The following is a 20,245-nucleotide window of genomic DNA, read 5'->3' as shown; positions in this document are numbered from 1 at the left end:
ACAAACGTTTGAACCTGCCCCCTCAAAACCCGCGGAGAAGCCTGATGCTCAAGTGGTTGCTGGCAATCGTGATCCTGGCCGTGGTGTCCGGGCTGGGCTCCAGCCTGTCGCCGCGGCGCTGGCGCTTCGGGCACCTGCCCGGCGACCTCCACTTCGACCTGTTCGGCCGCCACATCCATATTCCGCTGACCAGCACCCTGCTGCTGTCGTTACTGGTGGGGCTGCTGATCCGCTGGCTTTGAGGCCTCTTCGCCGGGCCCGCGCACCGCAAAGCTCACGCTGTCGAGCACCGCGCCCTCCGCCGACATCAGCTCGAGCAGATGGCGCCCCGCCACCGGGCGCCAGGCTAGCCGCCCGCTGTTTCCGTTTCCGTTTCCGTTTCCGGCGCTCAGGCGCTCGCCGTCGAGACGCCACCAGCTGCCGGCCGGCGCCCGGGCGGCTTCGAAATGCACCCGGAAACCGCGGTCTTCGGCCAGCCCCAGCGCATCGACGATACCGCCACCGACCGGATACAGGATGCGCGGCGGGTTGCGCGCAGCGACCACCACCCGCTCGGTCTCGGTGCCGCGGATAAACCACTCGCGCCGCGCGTTCTCGATGGTCGGCTCGAACACCACCAGCGCCGACACCACGCCCGCGGGCGCGGGCGGGCGCGGCAGCGCCGGGTTGCGCTGCAGCCCGCGCAGGAAGTCCTGCCCCAGCCCCGCCGCCTGGACGGGCAGGCCGCGGCCACCGGCGGTCCACAGGGCCAGGGTGTAACGCTCGGAGAAGGCCGCCAGCACCGTCTCGCGCCCGTCGGGCACGTACTGGCGGAGCACGAAGGGCTGGGCCGCGCCGTCCGCGTCGCGCAGGGCCAGAATGTCGCCCACGATGAAGCCGGCCTCGGCCCGCAGCAGGCGGCGCTGGGGCCGCTCCGGCACCAGCGTGAGGTGCGGTGCGAGCCACTGTCCGCCGCTGGCGAGGGCCCGATACAGCCCGGCCAGCTGCAGCAGGTTGAGGTCCGGCGGGCCGCTGCGGGGCAGCTCGATATCGGCCAGGCGCAGCCGCTCGGCCAGCGTATCGCCCGCCAGCCGGGTCACCACCTGGCCCGGCTCCGCCAGCCCCTCGGCCAGCGCGCTGCGGGCGCTGACCCACAGGCGGTCGTCGGGGTGGGTCGGGGCGTGGTTGCCGAGGGAGTCCTCGAGCGGCGTGGCCGCGGTGATCTGGCGCCGTTCGATCGCCACGCCGTAGGCAAAGGGCAGCAGCAGGTTGCCGGCGCTGCGCAGCAGCTGCACCTGGTCGGGCTGAGACGAGTCGGGCGCCCCCACGTAGGCCAGCACCTCGCCGCTGGCGTTGTCCACCAGCACGCCGGCCGCCTCCGCCACGCCGAGGCGCTTGAGCGCGGCCGTGAGGCTCTGCTGCAGCTCCACATCCAGGGTGCTCTGCAGGCGCTCGCCCGGGTGCAGCGCCGGCAGCAGCAGGCGGCCGGCATGGGGCGCCAGCCCCCAGCGCGGGCCGGTGTGCTGGCGGTCGAGGTTGGCGGCGAGGCGCTGGGCCGGCGCACAGGCGGCCGGCGCGTTGATGCGCTCGGCCAGCACGCAGGCCCGCTGGGCGACGTGCTCGGGGCGGGCGTTGGGGCCCCGCAGCAGCACCGCCAGGATCAGCGACTCGGCCCGCCCGAGCTCGGTCGGCGACTTGCCGAACAGGGCCCGCGCCGCGGCGTGAACCCCCTGCAGGTCGCCCCGGAAGGGCGCCAGGTTGAGGTAGGCCTCGAGGATCTGCTCCTTGGTCCAGCGCGCCTCGAGGGCCTGGGCGGCAAGGGCCTGGTCCCACTTCTGGCCGAGGGAACGCCGCGGCAGGCCACCGCGGCCAAGGGCGAGGTCCGGGTCGAGCAGGCCCGCCAGCTGCATCGACAGCGTCGAGGCACCGCGTTTGCGGTCGTACCACAGGTTGTGCCACAGCGAGCCAACAAAGGCCCGCCAGTCGACGCCCGAATGCTCGAAAAAGCGCTTGTCCTCGGCCGCCAGCAAGGCGTCCTTGAGGGCCGGCGAGAAGCTGTTGAGGGCCACCCATTCGAGCCGCCGCACGTGGGGGTCGACCCGCCTCTCGGTGAGCGGCGTGCCGTCCCTGGCCAGCAGCACCGCGACCGACGGGCGGGCGGCGGCCTTGACGTCGGCGAAGGCCGGGATGGGCTGGGTGGCCTGCACGGTCGTCGTCGCCACGCCCATCAAAATGACGAGGGCGATCCGCCGGAAACGGGCGGCGAGCAGAGGAGGAGAACCGGGCGAGGACATGGCTGGCCGGCATTGTATGCCGGCCCAGGACGGGCATGACGCGGGATTCGTACCGCCTGGCCGACAGTAAATTGTCAAGAAAGGTTTCGATGCCCAGGGCTCAGCCCAGCGCCTTGAGCGCCGCCACCCGGGCTTCGTGCACCGCCTCGGGGATGCGCGCCTTGTCGGCCAGGCCGCGGGCGATGGCGCCAGCGTCCACCCCGCGCACCGCCGCCAGCGCGGCGAGCAGGTGGCCCCGCTGGGGGTAGGGGCGATCGCCCAGACCGGCGCGGCCCCGATGATCGCAGGCACAGGCGTCGAGCATCGCGGCGAAGCGCTCCGGGCGGCGCAGGCCGTCGCAGCGCTCGATGAGCCGGACGATGGTGAGCGGGCGCAGCTCGAGGGCGCGGTGCACGATGCCGTGCTCGCGGGCCACCATCAGCGCCAGGTCGCGGCAGTCGGCGGGGCACTTGAGGCGGGCGCAGACCTCCGCAGCCAGCCGCTCGCTGGCGGCCTCGTGGCCGTAGTGGTGGGGCAGCTTGTGGGCGGGGCTGGTGGCCTTGCCAAGGTCGTGGAGCAGGCAGGCGAAGCGCCCGGCGAGCGGCAGGCCGGCGGCTGCGGCCTCGTCGAGCACCAGCAACAGGTGGGCGCCGGTGTCGACCTCGGGGTGATGGGCCGCCGGCTGGGGCACGCCGAACAGGCGATCCACCTCGGGCAGCAGGCGGGCCAGGGCACCGCAGTCGCGCAGCACCGCTACCATCCGCGACGGGCGGGCTTCCATCAGGCCGCGGGCGAGTTCCTGCCACACCCGCTCGGGCACCAGCGCGTCCACCTCACCGGCGGCGACCATCTGGCGCATCAGCGCCAGGGTTTCGGGGGCCACCGTAAAGTCGGCAAAGCGGGCGGCGAAGCGGGCCAGCCGCAGGATGCGCACCGGGTCTTCGGCGAAGGCCGGGCTGACGTGGCGGAACACCCGCGCGGCGAGGTCGCGCTGCCCGCCGTAGGGGTCGGCCAGGGTGCCGTCGGCGTCGCGGGCGATGGCGTTGATGGTGAGGTCGCGGCGGGCCAGGTCTTCTTCGAGGGTCACCGCCGGGTCGGTGTGGAAGACGAAGCCGGCGTAGCCCGGCGCGGTCTTGCGCTCGGTGCGGGCCAGCGCGTACTCCTCGTGGGTGTGCGGGTGGAGGAAGACCGGGAAGTCCTTGCCGACCGGCTTGTAGCCCTCGGCGAGGAGCATCTCGGGGGTTGCCCCGACGACGACCCAGTCCCGGTCCTTGACCGGCAGGCCGAGGAGTTCGTCGCGGATGGCGCCGCCCACGCAGTAGATCTTCATGAGCGGCGGAGCATGCTGGCGGCCAGCCGGGCACGCTTGTTGGCCTCGCCGAGCCAGGTCGGGGCGATCGCCTCGAGCGGGGTGGGCCGGCGCCCCCAGGGCTGGGGCGCGCCGCTGGCGACGTTGTCGACGCGCATCGAGCGCACGTTGTCGCGGCTCATCAGTGGGCCGGGCAGGCACTCGAGGGCGGCCGCCTGGAGCATCGCGAGGCCCTCGGGCAGCGGGATCACCGGGCGCCGGTGGCCGCTGACCTGGCCCACATACTCGATCAGCTGCTTCAGCGTGTACACGCCCGGGCCGGCCATCTCGAAGACCTGGCCGGCGGCATCGGCGCGGGTGAGCGACTCGGCCACCACCTCGGCCACGTCGCCCACGTACACCGGCTGGAAGCGGGCGCCGGCGCCGCCCAGGGGCATCAGCGGGAAGGCTTCGAGCAGGCTGGCGAAGAGGTTGAGGAAGCTGTCGCCCGGCCCGAAGATCACCGAGGGGCGCAGGATGGTCCATGCCACGTCCGGCGCGGCGGCCCGGATCGCCGCCTCGCCGGCGGCCTTGGAGCGCTGGTATTCGGACGGGCCATTGGCGTCGGCGCCGAGGGCGCTCACATGCACGATGCGCCGCACCCCGGCCTCGCGGGCGGCGGCCACCAGGCGGGTCGGCAGCTCGACGTGGGCGCGGGCGAAGGCCGGGCCATAGGGCTGGCCCGAGGGCGAATGGAGCACCCCGACGAGGCTCACCACCGCATCCACGCCGGCCATCAGGCGCCGGAGGGTGGGCGGGTCGAACACGTCGGCCTCGACGACCTCGGCGGTGGGCAGCGGCAGCAGGTGGCGGGCACGGTCGCGGCGGCGGGTGGGAAGCACCAGCGCGACCCCGGCGGCGGCCAGCTGGCTGGCCACGGCGCTGCCGACAAAACCACTACCTCCGACGATCAAGACCTTGCGCGGATACATGTTGGGACTCCGATGAGGATGGGTTGAACCTGGATAAGGCGGCGAAGCGCTTCGTGCAGCCTTGAAAACCCTGCCGAAGCGCGCTGTTCCTGCGGGTCGGCGCCCGTCACGGCGGCACGCCTCTCACCCTGGATTGACTCGCCAAGCCCTGAAGAAATTCCCTTATTCGGCGGCGGGCTCCAGGCCGGCCCCCGGCGCCGGGCTCCCCAGGCCGGAGAAGTCGCCGCCGGCGCTCGGCGCGATGGTGCCGAGGCGCCCCTTCAGCGACGGCGCCTTGCCGTCGAGCAGGGCGGCGTAGATGACGGAGTTGGCCATCACCTTTTTTACATAGTCGCGGGTCTCGCCGAAGGGGATGGTCTCGGCGTAGATGGCGCCCTCCAGGGGCCGCGCATCCTTCCACTTGCGGGCCCGCCCGGGGCCGGCGTTGTAGGCGGCCGAGGCCAGCACCGGGTGGTTGTCGAGGCCTTCGAGGACCATCCGCATGTAGGTGGTGCCGAGCATCACGTTGGTGTCGGGGTCGCGCAACCAGCCGATGTGGTAGCCCTTCATGCCGAGCTTGCCGGCCACCCACTGGCCGGTGGCGGGCATGATCTGCATCAGGCCCTGGGCGCCCACGCTGGAGCGGGCTGCGGTGACGAAGCGGCTCTCCTGGCGCATCAGGCCATACACCCAGCCCGGGTCGAGGGACTGATTGCGGGCGTTGGGTTCGATACGCTCGCGGTAGGGGGCGAGGTAGCGCAGGCTGTAGTCGTGCTCGCTCTTGGTGCGGTCGGCGGCATTGATGGCCCGGTCGTAGATGCCGAGCTGCTGGGCGAGCTGGGCGGCGCCGATCAGGAAACGGTCGTCCCGGTTGCGCATCGTCCAGTTCCATTCGCGGGCGCCTTCGGTGCGCATCTCGAGGCGGAACAAGGCCAGCGCGCGCTGCACGCCGGGGGTCTGGCGAACCTGCTCGGCCTCGTCGGCGCTGAGGGCGCGGGCCTTTTTGGGCAGCGTGAAGCCGCGCCCGAGCTCCTCGTCGGCGAGGATGCCGTAGAAGGTCGGGTGGCCGGCGATGCGCTCGAACTCGAGGCGCGAGGCGTCGCGGTTGCCCAGCGCCATCTGGGCGCGGCCGAGCCAGTAGGTCCAGTCGGGGAGCTTGCGCTGCTCGGCCGGCATGGCCTCGACGCCGGCCTTTACGCCGCGCCAGTCACCGGCCCGCAGCGCGGCGCGCACCCGCCAGGCGGCCTGCTCTTCGGACATCGGGGTGTCGCCGGCGGCCTTGAACCAGGGGTTGGCGTCGGGCATCAGCCGGGTGGCGGCCTGCCAGGCGATCTGGCCAAGGGCGTAGCTGCGCTCGGCGGCCGAGAAGCGTTCGTTGAGGCCGAGGTAGCGGGTGTAGGCACCCATCGGGTCGTCGCGGGACAGGCGGGCCAGCGCGATCAGCGCCAGCTCGCGGCCCTGGCGCTGGGCGGCGAAGCTGACCGGCAGGCGGTCGAGGTAGGTGGAGGGCGTCTGCCCCGCCCGCTCGAGCTCGATGCTGGCGGGCTGCTGGTCGGCGGGCAGCCAGGCGGCCACCGCGCGGGCGCCGGCAAAGCGCTTGGCTTCCATCAGGCGGCGCACGCGGCTCCAGGTTTCGTCGGGGCTCACCCGGGCTTCGCGGACCAGGGCCTGCAGCACCGGGATGCAGCTCTCCGGCGTGTCGACCAGCGAGAACCACAGCGGGCGCGCGTCGTCGAGGGCCGCGGCGTCGCCCAGGCCGAGGCGGGCCTGGAGGTGGTAGCACTTGACGTCCTGCTCGGGCTGCTCCATGGCCGGAAACTCGGCCGCCAGGGTGTCCCACTCGCCGCGCTTGCCGAGGGCACGCAGCCATTCGCCGCGCAGGCGCTCGGCCAGCAGGCTGCCGCGCTGGCGCTCGAGGAAGTCGAGGATGGGGAGCGGGTTGAGGTCGCCCGGGCGGGCGACGTGGGCCGACAGGGCCCAGTATTCGGGGTAGGGGTCGAGGGGATGGCCGGTCGGCGGGGCATACAGCGCGAGCCGGTTGCGGTCACCGCTCCGCGCGGCGTCCTTGGCGAGCAGGATCCGCTCGTCGCCAGGGTCGCCACCGGCCGGGGAGGCCATCCACAAAAATGCCGCCAGAACGGCCCACACGCTATTCTTCATTGCTTCCAGTTTCCGCCACGTTCCAGCCCGATTGCCGCCGGAGAATAGCACAGTGACCACCCCCTTCCCGCCCCCTGACGCCCGGATTGCTGCATTGCGCAAGGCCCTGCGCAGCGAACGCATCGCCGCCCGCGAAGCGCTGCCTGCCGCGGAGCGCCAGGCCCTCACCGGGCGCATCGAGACGCACCTGGATGCGCTGGTGGCCCGCCTCGCGCCGGGCTGCCTGGCCTTCTGCTGGCCGTGGCGCGGCGAGGTGGATCTGCTGCCCTGGGCCCACCGCTGGCTGGCCGCCGACCCGGCTCGCCGGGCGGCCCTGCCGGTGGTGCTGACCCCGGCCCGCCCGATGGAGTTCCTGCGCTGGCGGCCGGATGCGCCGATGGCCACCGACCACCACGGCATCCCGATCCCGGCCGGCGACGAGCCGGTGTCACCGGAGCTGCTGATCGTGCCCCTCAACGTTTTCGACGCCGCGGGCTACCGGCTGGGCTACGGCGGCGGTTATTTCGACCGCACCCTGGCCGCCCTCGACCCGGCCCCCACCTGCGTGGGGGTGGCCTTCGAGCTGGCCCGCTGCGAGTCCACCCACCCCCAGGCCCACGACAAGCCGATGGACTGGGTCGTCACCGAGGCGGGGGTGTTTGGGGGGAGTGGGGGCCGGGCTGGGGCGCTGGCGTTTTGTTGATCGACGGAGGGTCCGGCCGACCCTCCATCGCCTAATTTTGAGGCAACGCCGCCTAAAGTTTAGGCAGCATCGCCTAAATTTTAGGCAAGAGAGGGTCCCCGCCACCCTCGGCTGCCTCATTTTTAGGCGACGGAGGGTCCGCGGGAGGGTCGATCGCCTAAAATTTAGGCAGAGTCGCCTCATAATTACGCAGTGCCGCCTAAAATTTAGGCAGCGGCGACTAAAAATGAGGCGGCGCTGACTCATTTTGAGGCGGCGGTGCCTAATCTTTAGGCAAAGTCGGCGAATTTTCAGGCCAGGTCGGGGGAAATCCGTCGAGGCGACGTCGGATTACGCCCTGTGGACTAGCCCAACCTACCCGGGCTGCCCACCGGCTTGACGCCGGCGAGGGGGCTGTCGAGGATGGCGGCGCGGATCACGTCGATGGCGCCGCTGCGCGGGTAGGTGACGCGCCAGGCCAGGGCGACGCGGCGGAAGGGTTCCGGCGTGGTGAAGGGGCGCACGGTGAGCAGCGAATTGCCGCCGGGCAGCGCGTCGGCGGCGGTGCTGGGCAGCACGGTGATGCCGGCGCCGGTGGCGACCATGTGGCGGATGGTCTCGAGGGAGCTGCCCTCGAGGGTGCGCTGCAGGCCCTCGCCGGGGCGGCACAGGGGGCAGGCTTCGAGCACCTGGTCGCGGAAGCAGTTGCCGGCACCGAGCAGCAGCAGCGGCGCCTCGGCGAGCCGGCTGGCGGGGATGCGCTCCTCCGACTCCCAGCCGTGGCCGGCGGGCAGCAGCACCCGGAAGGGCTCGTCGTACACCGCCTGGGTAACGATGCCGGGCTCTTCGAAGGGCAGCGCCACGACGATCACGTCGAGGTCGCCGCGCTTGAGGGACTCGGCCAGGCGGGCGGTGTAGTTCTCCTGGATCAGCAGCGGCATCGACGGCGCGGCGGCGTGCACCCGGGGAATCAGGTGGGGCAGCAGGTAGGGCCCGATGGTGTAGATCACGCCGAGCTTGAGGGGGCCCGACAGCGGGTCGCGGCCGGCGGTGGCGAGCTCCTTGATCTGGCCCGCCTCGAGGAGCACCTTCTCGGCCTGGGCGACGATGCGCGCGCCGATGTCGGTGATCTTCACGTCGGCGGCGCTGCGCTCGAAGAGCGTCACCGCCAGCTCTTCCTCGAGCTTCTTGATGGCCACCGACAGGGTCGGCTGGCTGACGTTGCAGCGCTCGGCGGCGTGCCCGAAGTGACGTTCGCGGGCGAGGGCCACGAGGTAGCGAAGATCGGTAAGCGTCATGAAAGCTCCCTGCGATGGCGATAGGCTTTAACTATACATGGGCATGTGGGGAGTAGGTATTGGGAAGTGGGAAGTGGGCGCCCCCCAATACCCACTCCCCAATACCCACCCCCTTGTTTCCGCAGCGGGCCGCCCCAAGATTTGTAAGTCAACGTTCGTCCAGGGAACGGCCCCTGCCGGGGCGCGTCCACTCTCCCGTGAAAATTCAGGAGCCACGCATGAAGCCCACCGTGTTTCGATCCACCCTTGCCTTTTCCGCCATCGTCCTCGCCCTCACCGGCTGCCTGCAGGAGGGCGGCGCGATCTCCCCGTCCCACGCGGCCAATGGCAGCGCGGCCCCGGCCGCGGCGCCTGCCACCGCGCCGGCGGCCGGCCGTTACGGCCTGCCCGACTTCTCGGCGCTGGTCGAGCAGGTCGGCCCGGCGGTGGTGAACATCAGCGTGACCCAGAAGGTCGGGCGCAGCGGCGCCACCTCGGGCGAAGACGCCTTCGCGGGCGACCCCTTCTACGACTTCCTGCGCCGCTTCGGCGTACCGGTGCCGGGGATGCCGGGCAACGGCGGCGGGCGGATGCCCGAGCAGATCCAGCAGGGCGTCGGCTCCGGCTTCATCGTGAGCCCCGACGGCTACGTGCTGACCAACGCCCACGTGGTCGATGGCGCCAGCGAGGTCACCGTCAAGCTCACCGACAAGCGCGACTTCAAGGCCAAGGTGGTGGGCGTCGACAAACGCACCGACGTGGCCCTGCTCAAGATCGACGCCGCCGGCCTGCCCTTTGTCCGCACCGGCGACGCCGAGCGCACCAAGGTGGGCGAGTGGGTCATCGCGATGGGCTCGCCCTTCGGCTTCGAGAACACCGTGACGGCCGGCATCATCAGCGCCAAGGCGCGCCGCCTGCCCGACGAGAACTACGTGCCCTTCATCCAGACCGACGTGGCGATCAACCCGGGCAACTCGGGCGGCCCGCTGTTCAACCTGGCCGGCGAGGTGATCGGCATCAACTCGCAGATCTACTCGCGCTCGGGCGGCTTCATGGGCATCTCGTTTGCGATCCCGATCGACGTGGCGATGAAGGTCAAGGACCAGCTCCAGAAGTACGGCAAGGTCTCCCGCGGCCGCCTGGGCGTGGCGATCCAGGGCCTCGACGCCGAGCTGGCCCAGAACTTCGGCCTCGACAAGCCCGTCGGCGCCCTGGTGGCCAGCGTCGAGAACGGCTCCCCGGCCGAAAAGGCCGGCCTCGCGCCGGGCGACGTGGTGCTGGGCGTCAATGGCCAGAAGGTGGACAACTCCGCCGACCTGCCGCGCATCATCGGCGAGCAGAAGCCCGGCTCGGTGGTCCGCCTGTCGATCTGGCGCGACCGCAAGGCCCGCGACATCAACGTCACGCTCGGCGAACAGGCCGGCGAGAAGCTCGCCGCGATGGGCGGCGCCGAGCGCAAGAGCGAGAGCGCCAGCGGCAAGCTGGGCCTCACCGGCCGTGCCCTCACCGCCCAGGAGGCGTCCCGCCTCGGGGTGCCCGGAGGGGTGGTCGTCGAAGGCCTCAGCGGCCCCGCGGCCAAGTCCGGCCTGCAGCCCGGCGACGTGATCATCGGCGTCAACAACCAGCCCATCACCGGGATCGAGCAGTTCCGCAAGCTGCTCGATGCCGCCGGCAACCGCTTCGCGCTGCTGATCCAGCGCGGCGGGAGCCGCATCTTCCTGCCCGTGCGGATAGGCTGAACGCCGCCGTCCTGCGGGTGCCACAACCCGCAGGACGGCCCACCGTGTCACGACAACTTGCACGGCGCTGCAAATATTTGGCAGCGCCCGGTTGGGCGGGATGGATATAATTGGCTCAACAATGGTGGGGATATTTCCAGGGCACGGCGCCCTCCCCCCGCAAAACAAAAGCCAAGCGCGTTGTCGATGCTTCCTACCCCCCGGACCTTGCTTGTCCTCCTTGCAGGCGCACTGTCGGCCACCGCTGCCGCCCAGGGGCGGGCCACGGCCGGTGAGTCGCCCTTCTTCGAGGAACTGCCGACCGTCCTGTCGGCCTCGCGCCTGCCGCAGGTCCTCCACGAAGCGCCGGGGGCCGTCACCATTCTCGACCGGGACTTCATCCGCGCCACCGGTTATCGCGACGTGGCGCGCCTGCTGCGCCTGGTGCCCGGCATGCAGATCGGCCAGGAGCGGGGCCACGGCCAGTGGGTCACCTACCACGGGCTGGGCAGCGACTTCCCCACCGAGATCCAGGTGCTCATCGACGGCCGTTCGGTGTATGCGCCGAGCTCCTTCGGCGGGGTCGACTGGTCGGGGCTGGCCCTCACCGTCGACGAGATCGAACGCATCGAAGTCGTCCGCGGCACCAACTCCAACGCCTTCGGCGCCAACGCCTTTCTGGGCGTGATCAACATCATCACCCGCCATTCCCAGCAGGATCGCGGCAGCCGCGGTCAGGTCAACCTGGGCAACCACGGCATCGCCGACGTCCAGGCGGTCTGGAGCGGCGGCAGCGACGACCTCGGCGTGCGGATCTCGGCGGTCCAGACCCGTGACAACGGCTTCAGCGGCGTCAACGATTCACGCCACAGCCAGGTACTCAGCCTGCGCAGCGACTACCGGCTGGACGCCCGCAACGAACTCACCCTGCGCGCCGGCTACAACAAGGGCGAGCGCGGCCAGGGCTACCCCGACTCCATCTTCGACAACAACGCCGTGCGCACGATGGGCTCGGCCGACTACAGCCTGCACCTCACCTGGCGCCATACCGCGGGCGAAGACGAGGAATGGCTGGCCAGCCTCTACCACAACCGCGAATCCGGCACGGACAACTGGCAGGCCAATGGCGCGGCCAACGGCCGGCAGTTCTTGAACGTGCCCCTCTCCCGCAGCGGGACGAACACCCGCAGCAACGCCGAGCTGCAGCACCGCTTTGCGCTCAACCCCCAGGCGCGGCTGGTGTGGGGCCTGGAAGCGCGTCAGGATGAATCCGACGCACTCCCGCTTTTCGCCAGCGGCAACCCACCGCCGCACGAGCTCTACCGGGCCTTCTCCAACCTCGACTGGCGGCTGACGCCGGCCTGGCAGCTCAACCTCGGCGCCCTGGTTGAAAAAAACGGCGCCGCCGCCACCCAGTTCATTCCGCGGGCCTTCGTCAACTGGCAGGCCAGCGCCACCAACACCTTCCGGGCGGGTTATTCGCGGGCCTGGCAGCAGCGCAACCTGTTCGAAGTGTATGGCGACGTGCGCGCCTACGACCCGAAGGGCGCGCCGGGGGCGCTGCCCATCGCCTGGCCCTACGCGCCCAACCCCAACCTGCGCATCCCCCACGTGGATACCATCGAGCTGGGCTACCTGGGCCGCTTCCCGTCCATGGACGCGACGCTGGACGTGCGCGTATTCAACGAGCGGATCAGCGACTTCGTGATCCGCCGCAGAACCTCCGCTCCGGGCCCGCTGGCGTCGGATGCACTGCCCCTGCCGATCTCGCAGTTCACCAACCTCGACTCCGCTGTCGAGCTGCGCGGCATCGAGTACCAGCTGCGGACGCGGCCCTGGTCCGGCGGCGAGCTGCTGCTCAGCCACACCCTGATCGACCGCCGCATGAAGGACGAGGAGATCCGCGAGCGCACCTCGCCCTATTCGGCCAGCCTGACCTGGCTGCAGAGCTACCCGGCCGGCTGGACCAGCACCGCCAGCCTGCTGCGGATGGGCCAGCTGGCCGGTGGTTACGGCTACGTGCCGGGTTGCGAGACCACCTCGAAGCCCTACACCACCCTCGACCTGCGCATCGCCCGGGCCTTCCGCTTCGAAGGCCGCAAGGCCGAGGTGGCGCTTAACGGCATCAACCTCGGCGGCCCGCACCAGGAAATCGCCGACCGCTCCGAGCAATGCCTGCCGGCCCACCGGGGCAAACCGGTGAACCCGGCCTCCAGCATGGTCTGGATGTCCATCGCGATCGAACTGTAGGGCGCGGGCGGCAGGGGCTCAGCTGTCGGGCCCCACCGTCTTGCGGATGAACACCGCGCGCTGCACGTCATTCACCCACACCAGCCCGTCGCCGGTCTGGCCGGTGGTCGCCACCTGCACGATGTGATCGACCAGCGCGTCCACCAGCTCGTCGGGCGCGATGATCTCCACCCTCACCTTCTCGGTGAAGTCCACCAGCTCTTCCTTGATGTTCTGCGGTGCGTGGCGCAGGGTCGAGCCACAGCCGAAAGCCTTGCTCACCGTCATGCCCGGAAAACCCGGCATGGACCGCAACACCTCGCGCAGACGCGGCAGCTTCTGCGGGCGGATGATGGCGCGGATTTCCTTCATTTGTCTTCTCCTTGCATCGGCGGGCCACCCGCGAGTGGCCCGCCTGGATCATCTGGGGATCAAGCCTCGTAGGGCGTGTCGTCGAACCACTTGTAGAGGGTGGGCAGCACCACCAGGGTCAGCAGCGTCGAGGTGATCAGGCCGCCGATCACCACGATGGCGAGGGGGCGCTGCACCTCGGAGCCCGGCCCCGTGGCGAACAGGAAGGGGATCAGCGCCAGCAGCGCCACGGTGGCCGTCATCATCACCGGGCGGAAACGCTGGGTCGCGCCCTGCACCACCGCCTCGGCCGGGGGCAGGCCCTCGGCACGCAGGTGGCGGATGTAGGTGACCAGCACCACCCCGTTGAGCACCGCGATCCCCCACAGGGCGATGAAGCCCACCGAGGCCGGCACCGACAGGTACTCGCCGGTGAACAGCAGCCCCAGCACCCCGCCCACGCTGGCAAACGGCAGCACCAGGATGATCAGGCTGGCCAGCTTGAGCGAGCCGAACAGCAGGAACAGCAGGAAGAAGATCGCCCCCACCGTCACCGGGATGATGATGGTCAGGTGCCCCATGGCCCGCTCCAGGTTCTGGAACTGGCCGCCCCACTCGAGGTAATAACCCTCCTTCAGCTCGACCTTGGCGGCGATGGTCTTCTGCAGCTCGGCCACGAAGCCGCCCAGGTCACGGTCCTTCACGTTGATCGCCACCACCACGCGGCGCTTGGCGAGCTCGCGGGAGATCTGCGCTGGGCCATCGACGATGCGGATGTTGGCCAGGTTTTCCAGCGCCACCTGCACGCCGCCGGGGGCGTTCACCAGCACGTTGCCGATCTTCTCGACGTTGTCGCGGAAGCTCTCGGGCAGGCGCACCACCGAGGCGAAGCGGCGTTCGCCCTCATAAACCTCGGTGGCCTGCTTGCCGCCGATGGCCGCCTCGATCACGTCGTTCACATCCGACACGTTGAGGCCATGGCGGGCGATCGCGGCGCGGTCGATCTCGACCGACAGGTACTGCTGGCCGGTGATGCGCTCGACGCGGATGTCGGTGGCCCCGGCCACGCCGGCCGCCACGCGGGCGATCTCGTCGGCCTTCTGCTTGAGCAGGTCGAGGTCGTCGCCGAACACCTTCACGGCCACGTCCGAGCGCACGCCGGTGACCATCTCGTCGACCCGGTCGGAGATCGGCTGGGCCATCACCACCTGGGCGCCGGGCAGCACCTTGAGCTTCTCGCGCATGGCGTCGGTGATGTCGTCCTGGGTCCAGCCGGCCGGCCACTCATCGCGCGGCTTGAGGCTCACGATGGGGGTCGACTCGTTCTGGCCCTGGGGGTCGGCCGGCGATTCACCGCGGCCGACGCCGGAGATCGCCGACTTCACGCCCGGCACCTCCATCACCAGCTTCATCGCCTGCATCTCCATCTTGATCGACTCATCCAGCGAGATGTTGGGCACCCGGTTGATGCCCGGCACCACCGAACCTTCCTTCATCTCGGGGATGAAGGCGGTGCCCAGGAAGGGGAACATACCCAGCGTGGCCACCAGCAGCACGATGCCGCCGGCCACCACCTTGCGGCTGTTGGCCACCGCCCAGTGGAGCATCTTCAGGTAGGGCGCCTTGATCTTGGCGATCAGCCAGGTGTCGTGGCCCGGGCCGCCCTTCAGCAGGTAGGACGACAGCACCGGCGTGAGGGTGAGCGACAGGAACAGCGACACCGCCAGCGCGATGGCGATGGTGTAGGCCAGCGGGGCGAACATCTTGCCCTCCATGCCCTGCAGCGTCATCAGCGGCAGGAACACCAGGATGATGATGCTGACCCCGAAGATCACCGGCGTAGCCACCTCCTGCACCGCATCGAAGATGATGCGGACCTTGCTCTCGCCCCCGTCGGCCGCGTGGCCGAGGCGCTCGAAGGCGTTCTCGACCACCACCACCGAGCCGTCCACCATCAGGCCGATGGCGATCGCCAGGCCCCCCAGCGACATCAGGTTGGCGGAGATGCCGTAGTGGTTCATCGCCATGAAGGTGATGAGCGGCGTGAGCACCAGGGTTGCCACCACGATCAGGCTGGAGCGCACATCCCCGAGGAACAGGAACAGCACCACCACCACCAGCACCACGCCCTCCAGCAGCACCTTGGTCACCGTCCACAGGGCCGCGTCGACCAGCTCGGAGCGATCGTAATAGGGCACGATCTTGAGGCCGTCGGGCAGCATCCCCTTGTCGTTGATCTCGGCCACCCGCGCCTGGATGCGGCTCACCACCTCCTTGGCGTTGCCGCCGCGCAGCATCATCACCACGCCGCCCACCGACTCGGTGACGCCGTTCTTGACCACCGCGCCCTGGCGCACCTCGTGGCCGAAGGTCACCTCGGCCACGTCGCGCACGAAGACCGGCGTGCCGCCGACCTCCTTCAGCACAATGGCGCCGATATCGGACAGGCTCTTGACCAGACCGATACCACGGATCAGGTACTGCTCGGCGTACTGGGGCAGCACGCCGCCGCCCGAGTTGGCGTTGTTGCGCGCCACCGCTTCGTACACATCGCGCACCGTGAGCTGGTAGTGACGCAGGCGGTCGGGGTTCACCAGCACCTGGTACTGGCGGTTGTAGCCGCCCTGGGAGTTGATCTCGGCCACGCCGGGGATCGAGCGCAGCAGCGGGCGCACCACCCAGTCCTGCACGATGCGCCGCTCGGTGAGCTCCTTCTCGGTGAGCTGGCGGTCGCCGTCGTCCGGGTGGTCGAGGGTGTATTGATACACCTCACCGAGGCCGGTGGACACCGGCCCGAGCACCGGCACCACGCCCTCCGGCATCCGGGCGCCCGCCTCGATCAGGCGCTCCATCACCAGCTGGCGGGCAAAGTACACGTCGGTGGCGTCGGTGAACACCAGGGTGATCAGCGACAGGCCGGGCTTGTTGAGGGAACGCATTTCCTCAAGCCCGGGCAGGCCGGTCATGGAGATCTCGAGGGGCACGGTGACAAAGCGCTCGACCTCCTCGGGCGAGCGGCCCGGGGCCTCGGTGGCGATCTGCACCTGCACGTTGGTCACGTCGGGGAAGGCGTCCACCGACAGCTTGCGCGCCGCGTTGAAACCGAAGGCGAGCAGGATCGCCGCCACCACGACCACCACCAGCCGCTGCTGGAGGGCCGTTCGAACAAGGGATGCGATCATGCCTTACTCCAGTTCCTTGCGCTTGCGCTCGGTATTGAGATGAAAAGCTCCCGCAGCCACGATGCGCTCGCCCGCCTTGAGGCCATCGAGCACCGGCCGCTGGCCGCCGCCCTCGGGGCCCAGGCGCACCGGGGTCAGGCGGTAGCTGCGCGGCGCCGTCTCGACGAAGACGTGATCGGCGTTGTTCTCGCGCACCACCGCTTCGGCGGGCACCACGATGCGCTCCACCGCCGCGGCCTGGATCAGCATCGTCGCCAGCATCGCCGGCTTGAGCTGCCGCCCGGCGTTATCCACCCGGCTGCGCACCGTGACCGTTCGGGTCTCCGGATTGACCGTGTCGGCCACGTAGATGAGCTTGCCGGTGAGCCGCGCGCCAAGGGCCGGCACCTCGATGTCCACCGCCTGGCCGGTGCGCACCAGCGCCGCCTGCTGCTCGGGCACCTCGGCGGTCACCCACACCTCGGACAGGTCGGCCACCACGTACAGCGCGTCGGCGGGCTGCACCACCTGGCCCTGGGTGATGCGGCGCTCGACCACCGTGCCGGCCACCGTCGACACCACCGGCGTCACCGAATTGATCGCCCCGTTGTTGCCCAACCGCGAGATCGCCGCCTGCGACATGCCGAGCACCCGCAGCTGGTCGGCCGCGGCGCGCTGCTCGGCCGAGGCGATCGCCAGCTCGCTCTCGCGGCGCTGCAGCTCGGCGCGGCCGATCACGTCGGCGGCAAACAGCTGGCGCGCGCGCTCCACGCTGCGCGCCTGCAGGTCGGCCTGGGCGCGGGCCTTGAGGTAGTCCAGCTGGGCCTGGCCGAGCTCGGTGCTGTTGATCACCGCCAGCGCGTCGCCAACCTTGACCTGCTGGCCCAGGCGCACGTTGATCTCGATGACCCGGCCGGTGACGGTGGCGCCGATGCGCGACACCCGGTATTCGTCGAAATCCACCTTGCCGGCCACCCGCAGGGTGTCGGACACCGAACGCGCGCCGGCCGGCGCCACCTTGATGTCGGCGCCGAAGTCGGCGGCCACGCTGACCAGCAGCGGGTCGGGTTTCTCGGCCTTGGCGCCGGCATCGAGGGCGGTGGAGACTTCGTCCGCCGGCGGCTTGCCCGCGGGGCTGGAGGCATCCTTGCAGCCGGCGAGGACGAGCATGGCCGTCAGCATGGCCAGGGCGAGGGGCTGGATCTTGAGAGTGGGCTTCATGGGAAGGGTCCGGATCATTGGGGGGCGCGCAGGCGCTCGATTTCGATGACGGCCAGCTGCAGGGCGTAGCGGGCGGCGATGAGTTCGTTGCGGGCGGCGCGGAAGACGCGCTGGGCGTCCAGGTATTCGAGGATGCCGCGCTCGCCGAAGCGGTAGGCCGCCTCGGCCACCTTCATGGTGGATTCGGCCTCGCGCAGGATGCCGTTCTCGAGGGCATTGACCTGGGTGCGGGCGATTTCGTATTCGCGGTAGGCGCCCTCCAGGGCCTGCAGCAGCACCAGCTGCTGGCCGGCCTCCTCGCTGCGGCTGCGCGACAGCAAGGCCGCGGCCTCGGCCACCGGCCCCTGGCGACGGTCCCAGATCGGCACGCTGACGACCACCCCGAGCCGCGTGTCGCGCAGCTCGCGATCGCGCTCGTCGGCCACCTTCAGGGCCACCTCCGGCTGGCGGCGCAGGCGCTCGAGCTCGAGCTGGCGCTCGGCCCGGCGCACCTCGGCCTGGCTGCGCAGGAGCTCGGGGTTGCGCGCCAGCACGTCGGCCCGCAGCTCATCGAGAGGCGGCACCACCGGGCTGCGCGTCAGGCTGCCGTCAACCTGGAAATCCGCCGGCAGCGTCGGCCCGACCACGCTCCGCAACGCTGCGCGGGCCTGGGCGATGCGCAGGCTGGCGCTCTCGGCCGCCTTCTGGGCGTTGAGCAGCTCGGTGTCGGCCTTGATCAACTCGAAGCGGGGCGACTCGCCGGTGTTCACCCGCACCGCCACCTTGCTGCGGATCTGCTCGGCGATGCCCAGGTCTTCCTGGCTCGCCCGCAGCTCGGCCTGGCGGCGCAGCATGTCGAAGAAGCGCTGGTCGAGCCGCGCCAGCAGGTCGTTCTGCAGGCCACGCCGCTCGGCTTCGCGGGCTTCGAGGCCGAAACGCGCGGCGCCGAGGCGCGCATCGCGCTGCCACGGGTTGTCGAGGCGCTGGGTCAGCGCCAGGCTCTGGGTGCTGCCGGCCACCACGCCGGGCATCCGGGCGCTGCTGCGGCCGGCCATGAACTCGACCTCGGGGTTGGGATAGGCGCCGGCCGTGGTGAGCTGGGCGCGGCCCGCCTCGACGTAGGCTTCGGCCGCCGCCACCGAGGGGTGCGTGGCGCGGGCCATCTCGCGCAGGGCCTGCAGCGAATAGGCCGCCGCGGGCCGGGCTTCCGGCTGGGCGGACGCGGGCACGGCTTCGTTGCCCGGCGCCGCGAGGGCAGGCACCGCCACCGCGGAGAGCGCGACGGCAATCAAGACTTTCCTGAACATGGAGATCCTTCGGTGCAAAGATCGCACCGTTTGTTTTGATGAGGACGAATGATGGCTTGCGGCCAGGCGGAGGCAAACCCCGGCATGGCACGGCCTGCAAGCCACCCACGAGGGGCGTCGCTCAGGCCTGCCGCGGCGGCGGGGAGGTGGGGCGGGGGAGGATGGAGCTGAAAACGGGCAAGACCACGGACGGCCGCACTTCGAGCAGGATCTGCCGCGGCAGCGAGAACACGCTGACGATGCCCGGACAGTCTTGCGGGTCGCCCCCGTCGCCATCGAAGCTCAGGGGGCTCAGCTGCTGCACCTGCTCCTGGTCGACCAGCTCGGACGCCGACTCGCAGGCGTCTTGTGCACTGGCCGCGCCCGCCCACATGAGGACGAGGCAGGCGAGCACGAGGGTCAGGAGGCGATGAACAGGTTGCATTGCAACATAGGGACACGGCCGCCGACGCGGGAGTTCCCTTGTAAGCAAAAAAAACCGGCGCCGTTTGCAGCCGGAGGCGTGACTATAATCGCAGCTTTTCCGATTTTCCCCTAATCATGCTGCGTCGCATCATCCTGCTCCTGCTGGTCCTGCCGACCCTCGCCTTCGCCCAGCTCACGCCGCCGCCGGTGGCGGCCCGCGCCTGGCTGCTCCTCGACGTGGGCTCCGGCCAGGTGCTCACCGCCGAAAACCCCGACCAGCGCATCGAGCCGGCCTCGCTCACCAAGCTGATGACCGCCTACCTGGCCTTCGCCGCGGTCAAGGGCAAGACGCTGACCCTCGACCAGACCATCCCGGTGTCGCCCAAGGCCTGGAAGGTGTCCGGCTCCAAGATGTTCATCGAGCCGCAGACCCCGGTCACCGTCAAAGAATTGCTCCACGGCATGATCGTGCAGTCGGGCAACGACGCCTGCGTGGCCCTGGCCGAAGCCATCGCCGGCTCCGAGGAAGCCTTCGCCCAGCTGATGAACAAGGAAGCCGCCCGCCTCGGCCTCAAGAACACCCACTTCGAGAACGCCACCGGCCTGCCCCACCCGTCGCACCTCACCACGGTGCGCGACCTGTCGGTGCTGGCCACCGCGCTCATTCGGGATTTTCCTGAGTTCTACTCGATCTATTCCGTAAAGGAATACACCTACAACAAGATCAAGCAGCCCAACCGCAACCGCCTGCTCTTCCTCGACCCGACCGTCGACGGCGTCAAGACCGGCCACACCGACAGCGCCGGCTACTGCCTGATCGCCTCGGCCAAGCGCAACGACCGCCGCCTGCTTTCGGTGGTGGTCGGCACCACCAGCGACAGCGTGCGCGCCCAGGAATCCCAGAAGCTCCTCAACTGGGGCTACCTGGCCTACGATACGGTCAAGGTGTACAGCGCCAACCAGGCCGTTAACGAGCCCCGCGTCTGGAAGGGCAAGGAGAACACCGTCAAGGCCGGCTTCCTGAACGACTTCGTGCTGTCGGTGCCCAAGGGCGACGCCGACAAACTGAAGGCCAATGTGGTCAGCCAGCAGCCCCTGCTGGCGCCGATCGCCAAGGGCCAGCAGATCGGCACCCTGCAGCTGTCCCTGGGCGACAAGCCGATCGGCGAATACCCGCTGGTGGCCATCGACGAAGTGCCCCAGGCCGGCTGGTTCGGCCGCCTGTGGGACGCCCTGCGCCTGTGGATCAAGAACCTGTAAGGAGG

The 20,245-nt window shown here is 70.2% G+C and carries 15 protein-coding genes; 5 read left to right on the top strand and 10 right to left on the bottom strand.

Annotation, left to right across the window (positions count from 1 at the left end; all coding sequences use genetic code 11):
* The first annotated feature begins 44 nt into the window (after window positions 1–44).
* Window positions 45–242, top strand: a complete 198-nt coding sequence (locus ZRA01_RS08185; RefSeq protein WP_141351129.1) for a DUF2905 family protein — start codon at window positions 45–47, stop codon at window positions 240–242.
* On the opposite strand, the gene ZRA01_RS08180 is transcribed toward ZRA01_RS08185, so the two are convergent.
* The 4 genes from ZRA01_RS08180 to ZRA01_RS08165 all read right to left on the bottom strand — a co-directional run bounded on the left by ZRA01_RS08180 (window position 210) and on the right by ZRA01_RS08165 (window position 6,671).
* Complete coding sequence (locus tag ZRA01_RS08180) at window positions 210–2,273, bottom strand: transglycosylase domain-containing protein (RefSeq protein WP_141351127.1); 2,064 nt, start codon at window positions 2,271–2,273, stop codon at window positions 210–212. The two genes, ZRA01_RS08185 and ZRA01_RS08180, sit on opposite strands and share 33 nt — an antisense overlap.
* 100 nt (window positions 2,274–2,373) lie before the next feature.
* A complete protein-coding gene (locus tag ZRA01_RS08175) occupies window positions 2,374–3,582 on the bottom strand; it encodes a multifunctional CCA addition/repair protein (RefSeq protein WP_141351125.1) in 1,209 nt (402 codons plus the stop codon).
* Window positions 3,579–4,532, bottom strand: coding sequence for a complex I NDUFA9 subunit family protein (locus ZRA01_RS08170; protein ID WP_141351123.1), 954 nt, complete (start codon window positions 4,530–4,532; stop codon window positions 3,579–3,581). Before ZRA01_RS08170 ends, ZRA01_RS08175 begins: the two co-directional genes overlap by 4 nt.
* 162 nt (window positions 4,533–4,694) lie before the next feature.
* Window positions 4,695–6,671, bottom strand: a complete 1,977-nt coding sequence (locus ZRA01_RS08165; RefSeq protein ID WP_141351121.1) for a lytic transglycosylase domain-containing protein — start codon at window positions 6,669–6,671, stop codon at window positions 4,695–4,697.
* 52 nt (window positions 6,672–6,723) lie between these two features.
* Here ZRA01_RS08165 and ZRA01_RS08160 point away from each other — a divergent pair, with 52 nt between their 5' ends.
* Window positions 6,724–7,353 (top strand): 5-formyltetrahydrofolate cyclo-ligase, encoded by a 630-nt coding sequence (locus ZRA01_RS08160; protein WP_141351119.1) that lies wholly within the window; start codon window positions 6,724–6,726, stop codon window positions 7,351–7,353.
* A gap of 344 nt (window positions 7,354–7,697) precedes the next feature.
* On the opposite strand, the gene ZRA01_RS08155 is transcribed toward ZRA01_RS08160, so the two are convergent.
* Complete coding sequence (locus ZRA01_RS08155) at window positions 7,698–8,630, bottom strand: hydrogen peroxide-inducible genes activator (RefSeq protein ID WP_141351117.1); 933 nt, start codon at window positions 8,628–8,630, stop codon at window positions 7,698–7,700.
* 218 nt (window positions 8,631–8,848) lie between these two features.
* Here ZRA01_RS08155 and ZRA01_RS08150 point away from each other — a divergent pair, with 218 nt between their 5' ends.
* Window positions 8,849–10,348, top strand: coding sequence for a DegQ family serine endoprotease (locus ZRA01_RS08150; RefSeq protein ID WP_141351115.1), 1,500 nt, complete (start codon window positions 8,849–8,851; stop codon window positions 10,346–10,348).
* 186 nt (window positions 10,349–10,534) lie between these two features.
* Complete coding sequence (locus ZRA01_RS08145; RefSeq protein ID WP_141351113.1) at window positions 10,535–12,577, top strand: TonB-dependent receptor plug domain-containing protein; 2,043 nt, start codon at window positions 10,535–10,537, stop codon at window positions 12,575–12,577.
* Window positions 12,578–12,595: 18 nt separating this feature from the next.
* On the opposite strand, the gene ZRA01_RS08140 is transcribed toward ZRA01_RS08145, so the two are convergent.
* From ZRA01_RS08140 to ZRA01_RS08120, 5 genes are all read right to left on the bottom strand, one after another.
* Window positions 12,596–12,928: a P-II family nitrogen regulator gene (locus ZRA01_RS08140; RefSeq protein ID WP_141351112.1), complete on the bottom strand. Its 333-nt coding sequence runs from the start codon at window positions 12,926–12,928 to the stop codon at window positions 12,596–12,598.
* A 59-nt stretch (window positions 12,929–12,987) separates the two neighbouring features.
* Window positions 12,988–16,089: an efflux RND transporter permease subunit gene (locus ZRA01_RS08135; RefSeq protein ID WP_141351110.1), complete on the bottom strand. Its 3,102-nt coding sequence runs from the start codon at window positions 16,087–16,089 to the stop codon at window positions 12,988–12,990.
* Between the two features lie 3 nt (window positions 16,090–16,092).
* A complete protein-coding gene (locus tag ZRA01_RS08130) occupies window positions 16,093–17,289 on the bottom strand; it encodes an efflux RND transporter periplasmic adaptor subunit (RefSeq protein ID WP_141351109.1) in 1,197 nt (398 codons plus the stop codon).
* Between the two features lie 14 nt (window positions 17,290–17,303).
* Window positions 17,304–18,575: a TolC family protein gene (locus tag ZRA01_RS08125; protein ID WP_141351107.1), complete on the bottom strand. Its 1,272-nt coding sequence runs from the start codon at window positions 18,573–18,575 to the stop codon at window positions 17,304–17,306.
* A gap of 121 nt (window positions 18,576–18,696) precedes the next feature.
* Entirely contained in the window at window positions 18,697–18,999 is a 303-nt protein-coding gene (locus ZRA01_RS08120; RefSeq protein ID WP_141351105.1) for a hypothetical protein, read from the bottom strand.
* A 116-nt stretch (window positions 19,000–19,115) separates the two neighbouring features.
* Between ZRA01_RS08120 and ZRA01_RS08115 the strand changes: the two genes are divergently transcribed.
* Entirely contained in the window at window positions 19,116–20,240 is a 1,125-nt protein-coding gene (locus ZRA01_RS08115) for a D-alanyl-D-alanine carboxypeptidase family protein (RefSeq protein ID WP_141351103.1), read from the top strand.
* The last annotated feature ends 5 nt before the right edge of the window (window positions 20,241–20,245 follow it).

Source organism: Zoogloea ramigera, from assembly GCF_006539865.1.
GTDB classification, from domain to species: Bacteria; Pseudomonadota; Gammaproteobacteria; order Burkholderiales; family Rhodocyclaceae; genus Zoogloea; species Zoogloea ramigera.
This window is presented reverse-complemented; position numbering and strand designations above follow the sequence as displayed.

Excerpts from the sequence above, each read along its gene's own strand:
- ZRA01_RS08185 (WP_141351129.1), top strand. The coding sequence starts at position 45 with ATGCTCAAGTGGTTGCTGGCAATCGTGATCCTGGCCGTGGTGTCCGGG.
- ZRA01_RS08180 (WP_141351127.1), bottom strand. The coding sequence starts at position 2,273 with ATGTCCTCGCCCGGTTCTCCTCCTCTGCTCGCCGCCCGTTTCCGGCGG.
- ZRA01_RS08175 (WP_141351125.1), bottom strand. The coding sequence starts at position 3,582 with ATGAAGATCTACTGCGTGGGCGGCGCCATCCGCGACGAACTCCTCGGC.
- ZRA01_RS08170 (WP_141351123.1), bottom strand. The coding sequence starts at position 4,532 with ATGTATCCGCGCAAGGTCTTGATCGTCGGAGGTAGTGGTTTTGTCGGC.
- ZRA01_RS08165 (WP_141351121.1), bottom strand. The coding sequence starts at position 6,671 with ATGAAGAATAGCGTGTGGGCCGTTCTGGCGGCATTTTTGTGGATGGCC.
- ZRA01_RS08155 (WP_141351117.1), bottom strand. The coding sequence starts at position 8,630 with ATGACGCTTACCGATCTTCGCTACCTCGTGGCCCTCGCCCGCGAACGT.
- ZRA01_RS08150 (WP_141351115.1), top strand. The coding sequence starts at position 8,849 with ATGAAGCCCACCGTGTTTCGATCCACCCTTGCCTTTTCCGCCATCGTC.
- ZRA01_RS08145 (WP_141351113.1), top strand. The coding sequence starts at position 10,535 with ATGCTTCCTACCCCCCGGACCTTGCTTGTCCTCCTTGCAGGCGCACTG.
- ZRA01_RS08140 (WP_141351112.1), bottom strand. The coding sequence starts at position 12,928 with ATGAAGGAAATCCGCGCCATCATCCGCCCGCAGAAGCTGCCGCGTCTG.
- ZRA01_RS08135 (WP_141351110.1), bottom strand. The coding sequence starts at position 16,089 with ATGATCGCATCCCTTGTTCGAACGGCCCTCCAGCAGCGGCTGGTGGTG.
- ZRA01_RS08130 (WP_141351109.1), bottom strand. The coding sequence starts at position 17,289 with ATGAAGCCCACTCTCAAGATCCAGCCCCTCGCCCTGGCCATGCTGACG.
- ZRA01_RS08125 (WP_141351107.1), bottom strand. The coding sequence starts at position 18,575 with ATGTTCAGGAAAGTCTTGATTGCCGTCGCGCTCTCCGCGGTGGCGGTG.
- ZRA01_RS08120 (WP_141351105.1), bottom strand. The coding sequence starts at position 18,999 with ATGCAACCTGTTCATCGCCTCCTGACCCTCGTGCTCGCCTGCCTCGTC.
- ZRA01_RS08115 (WP_141351103.1), top strand. The coding sequence starts at position 19,116 with ATGCTGCGTCGCATCATCCTGCTCCTGCTGGTCCTGCCGACCCTCGCC.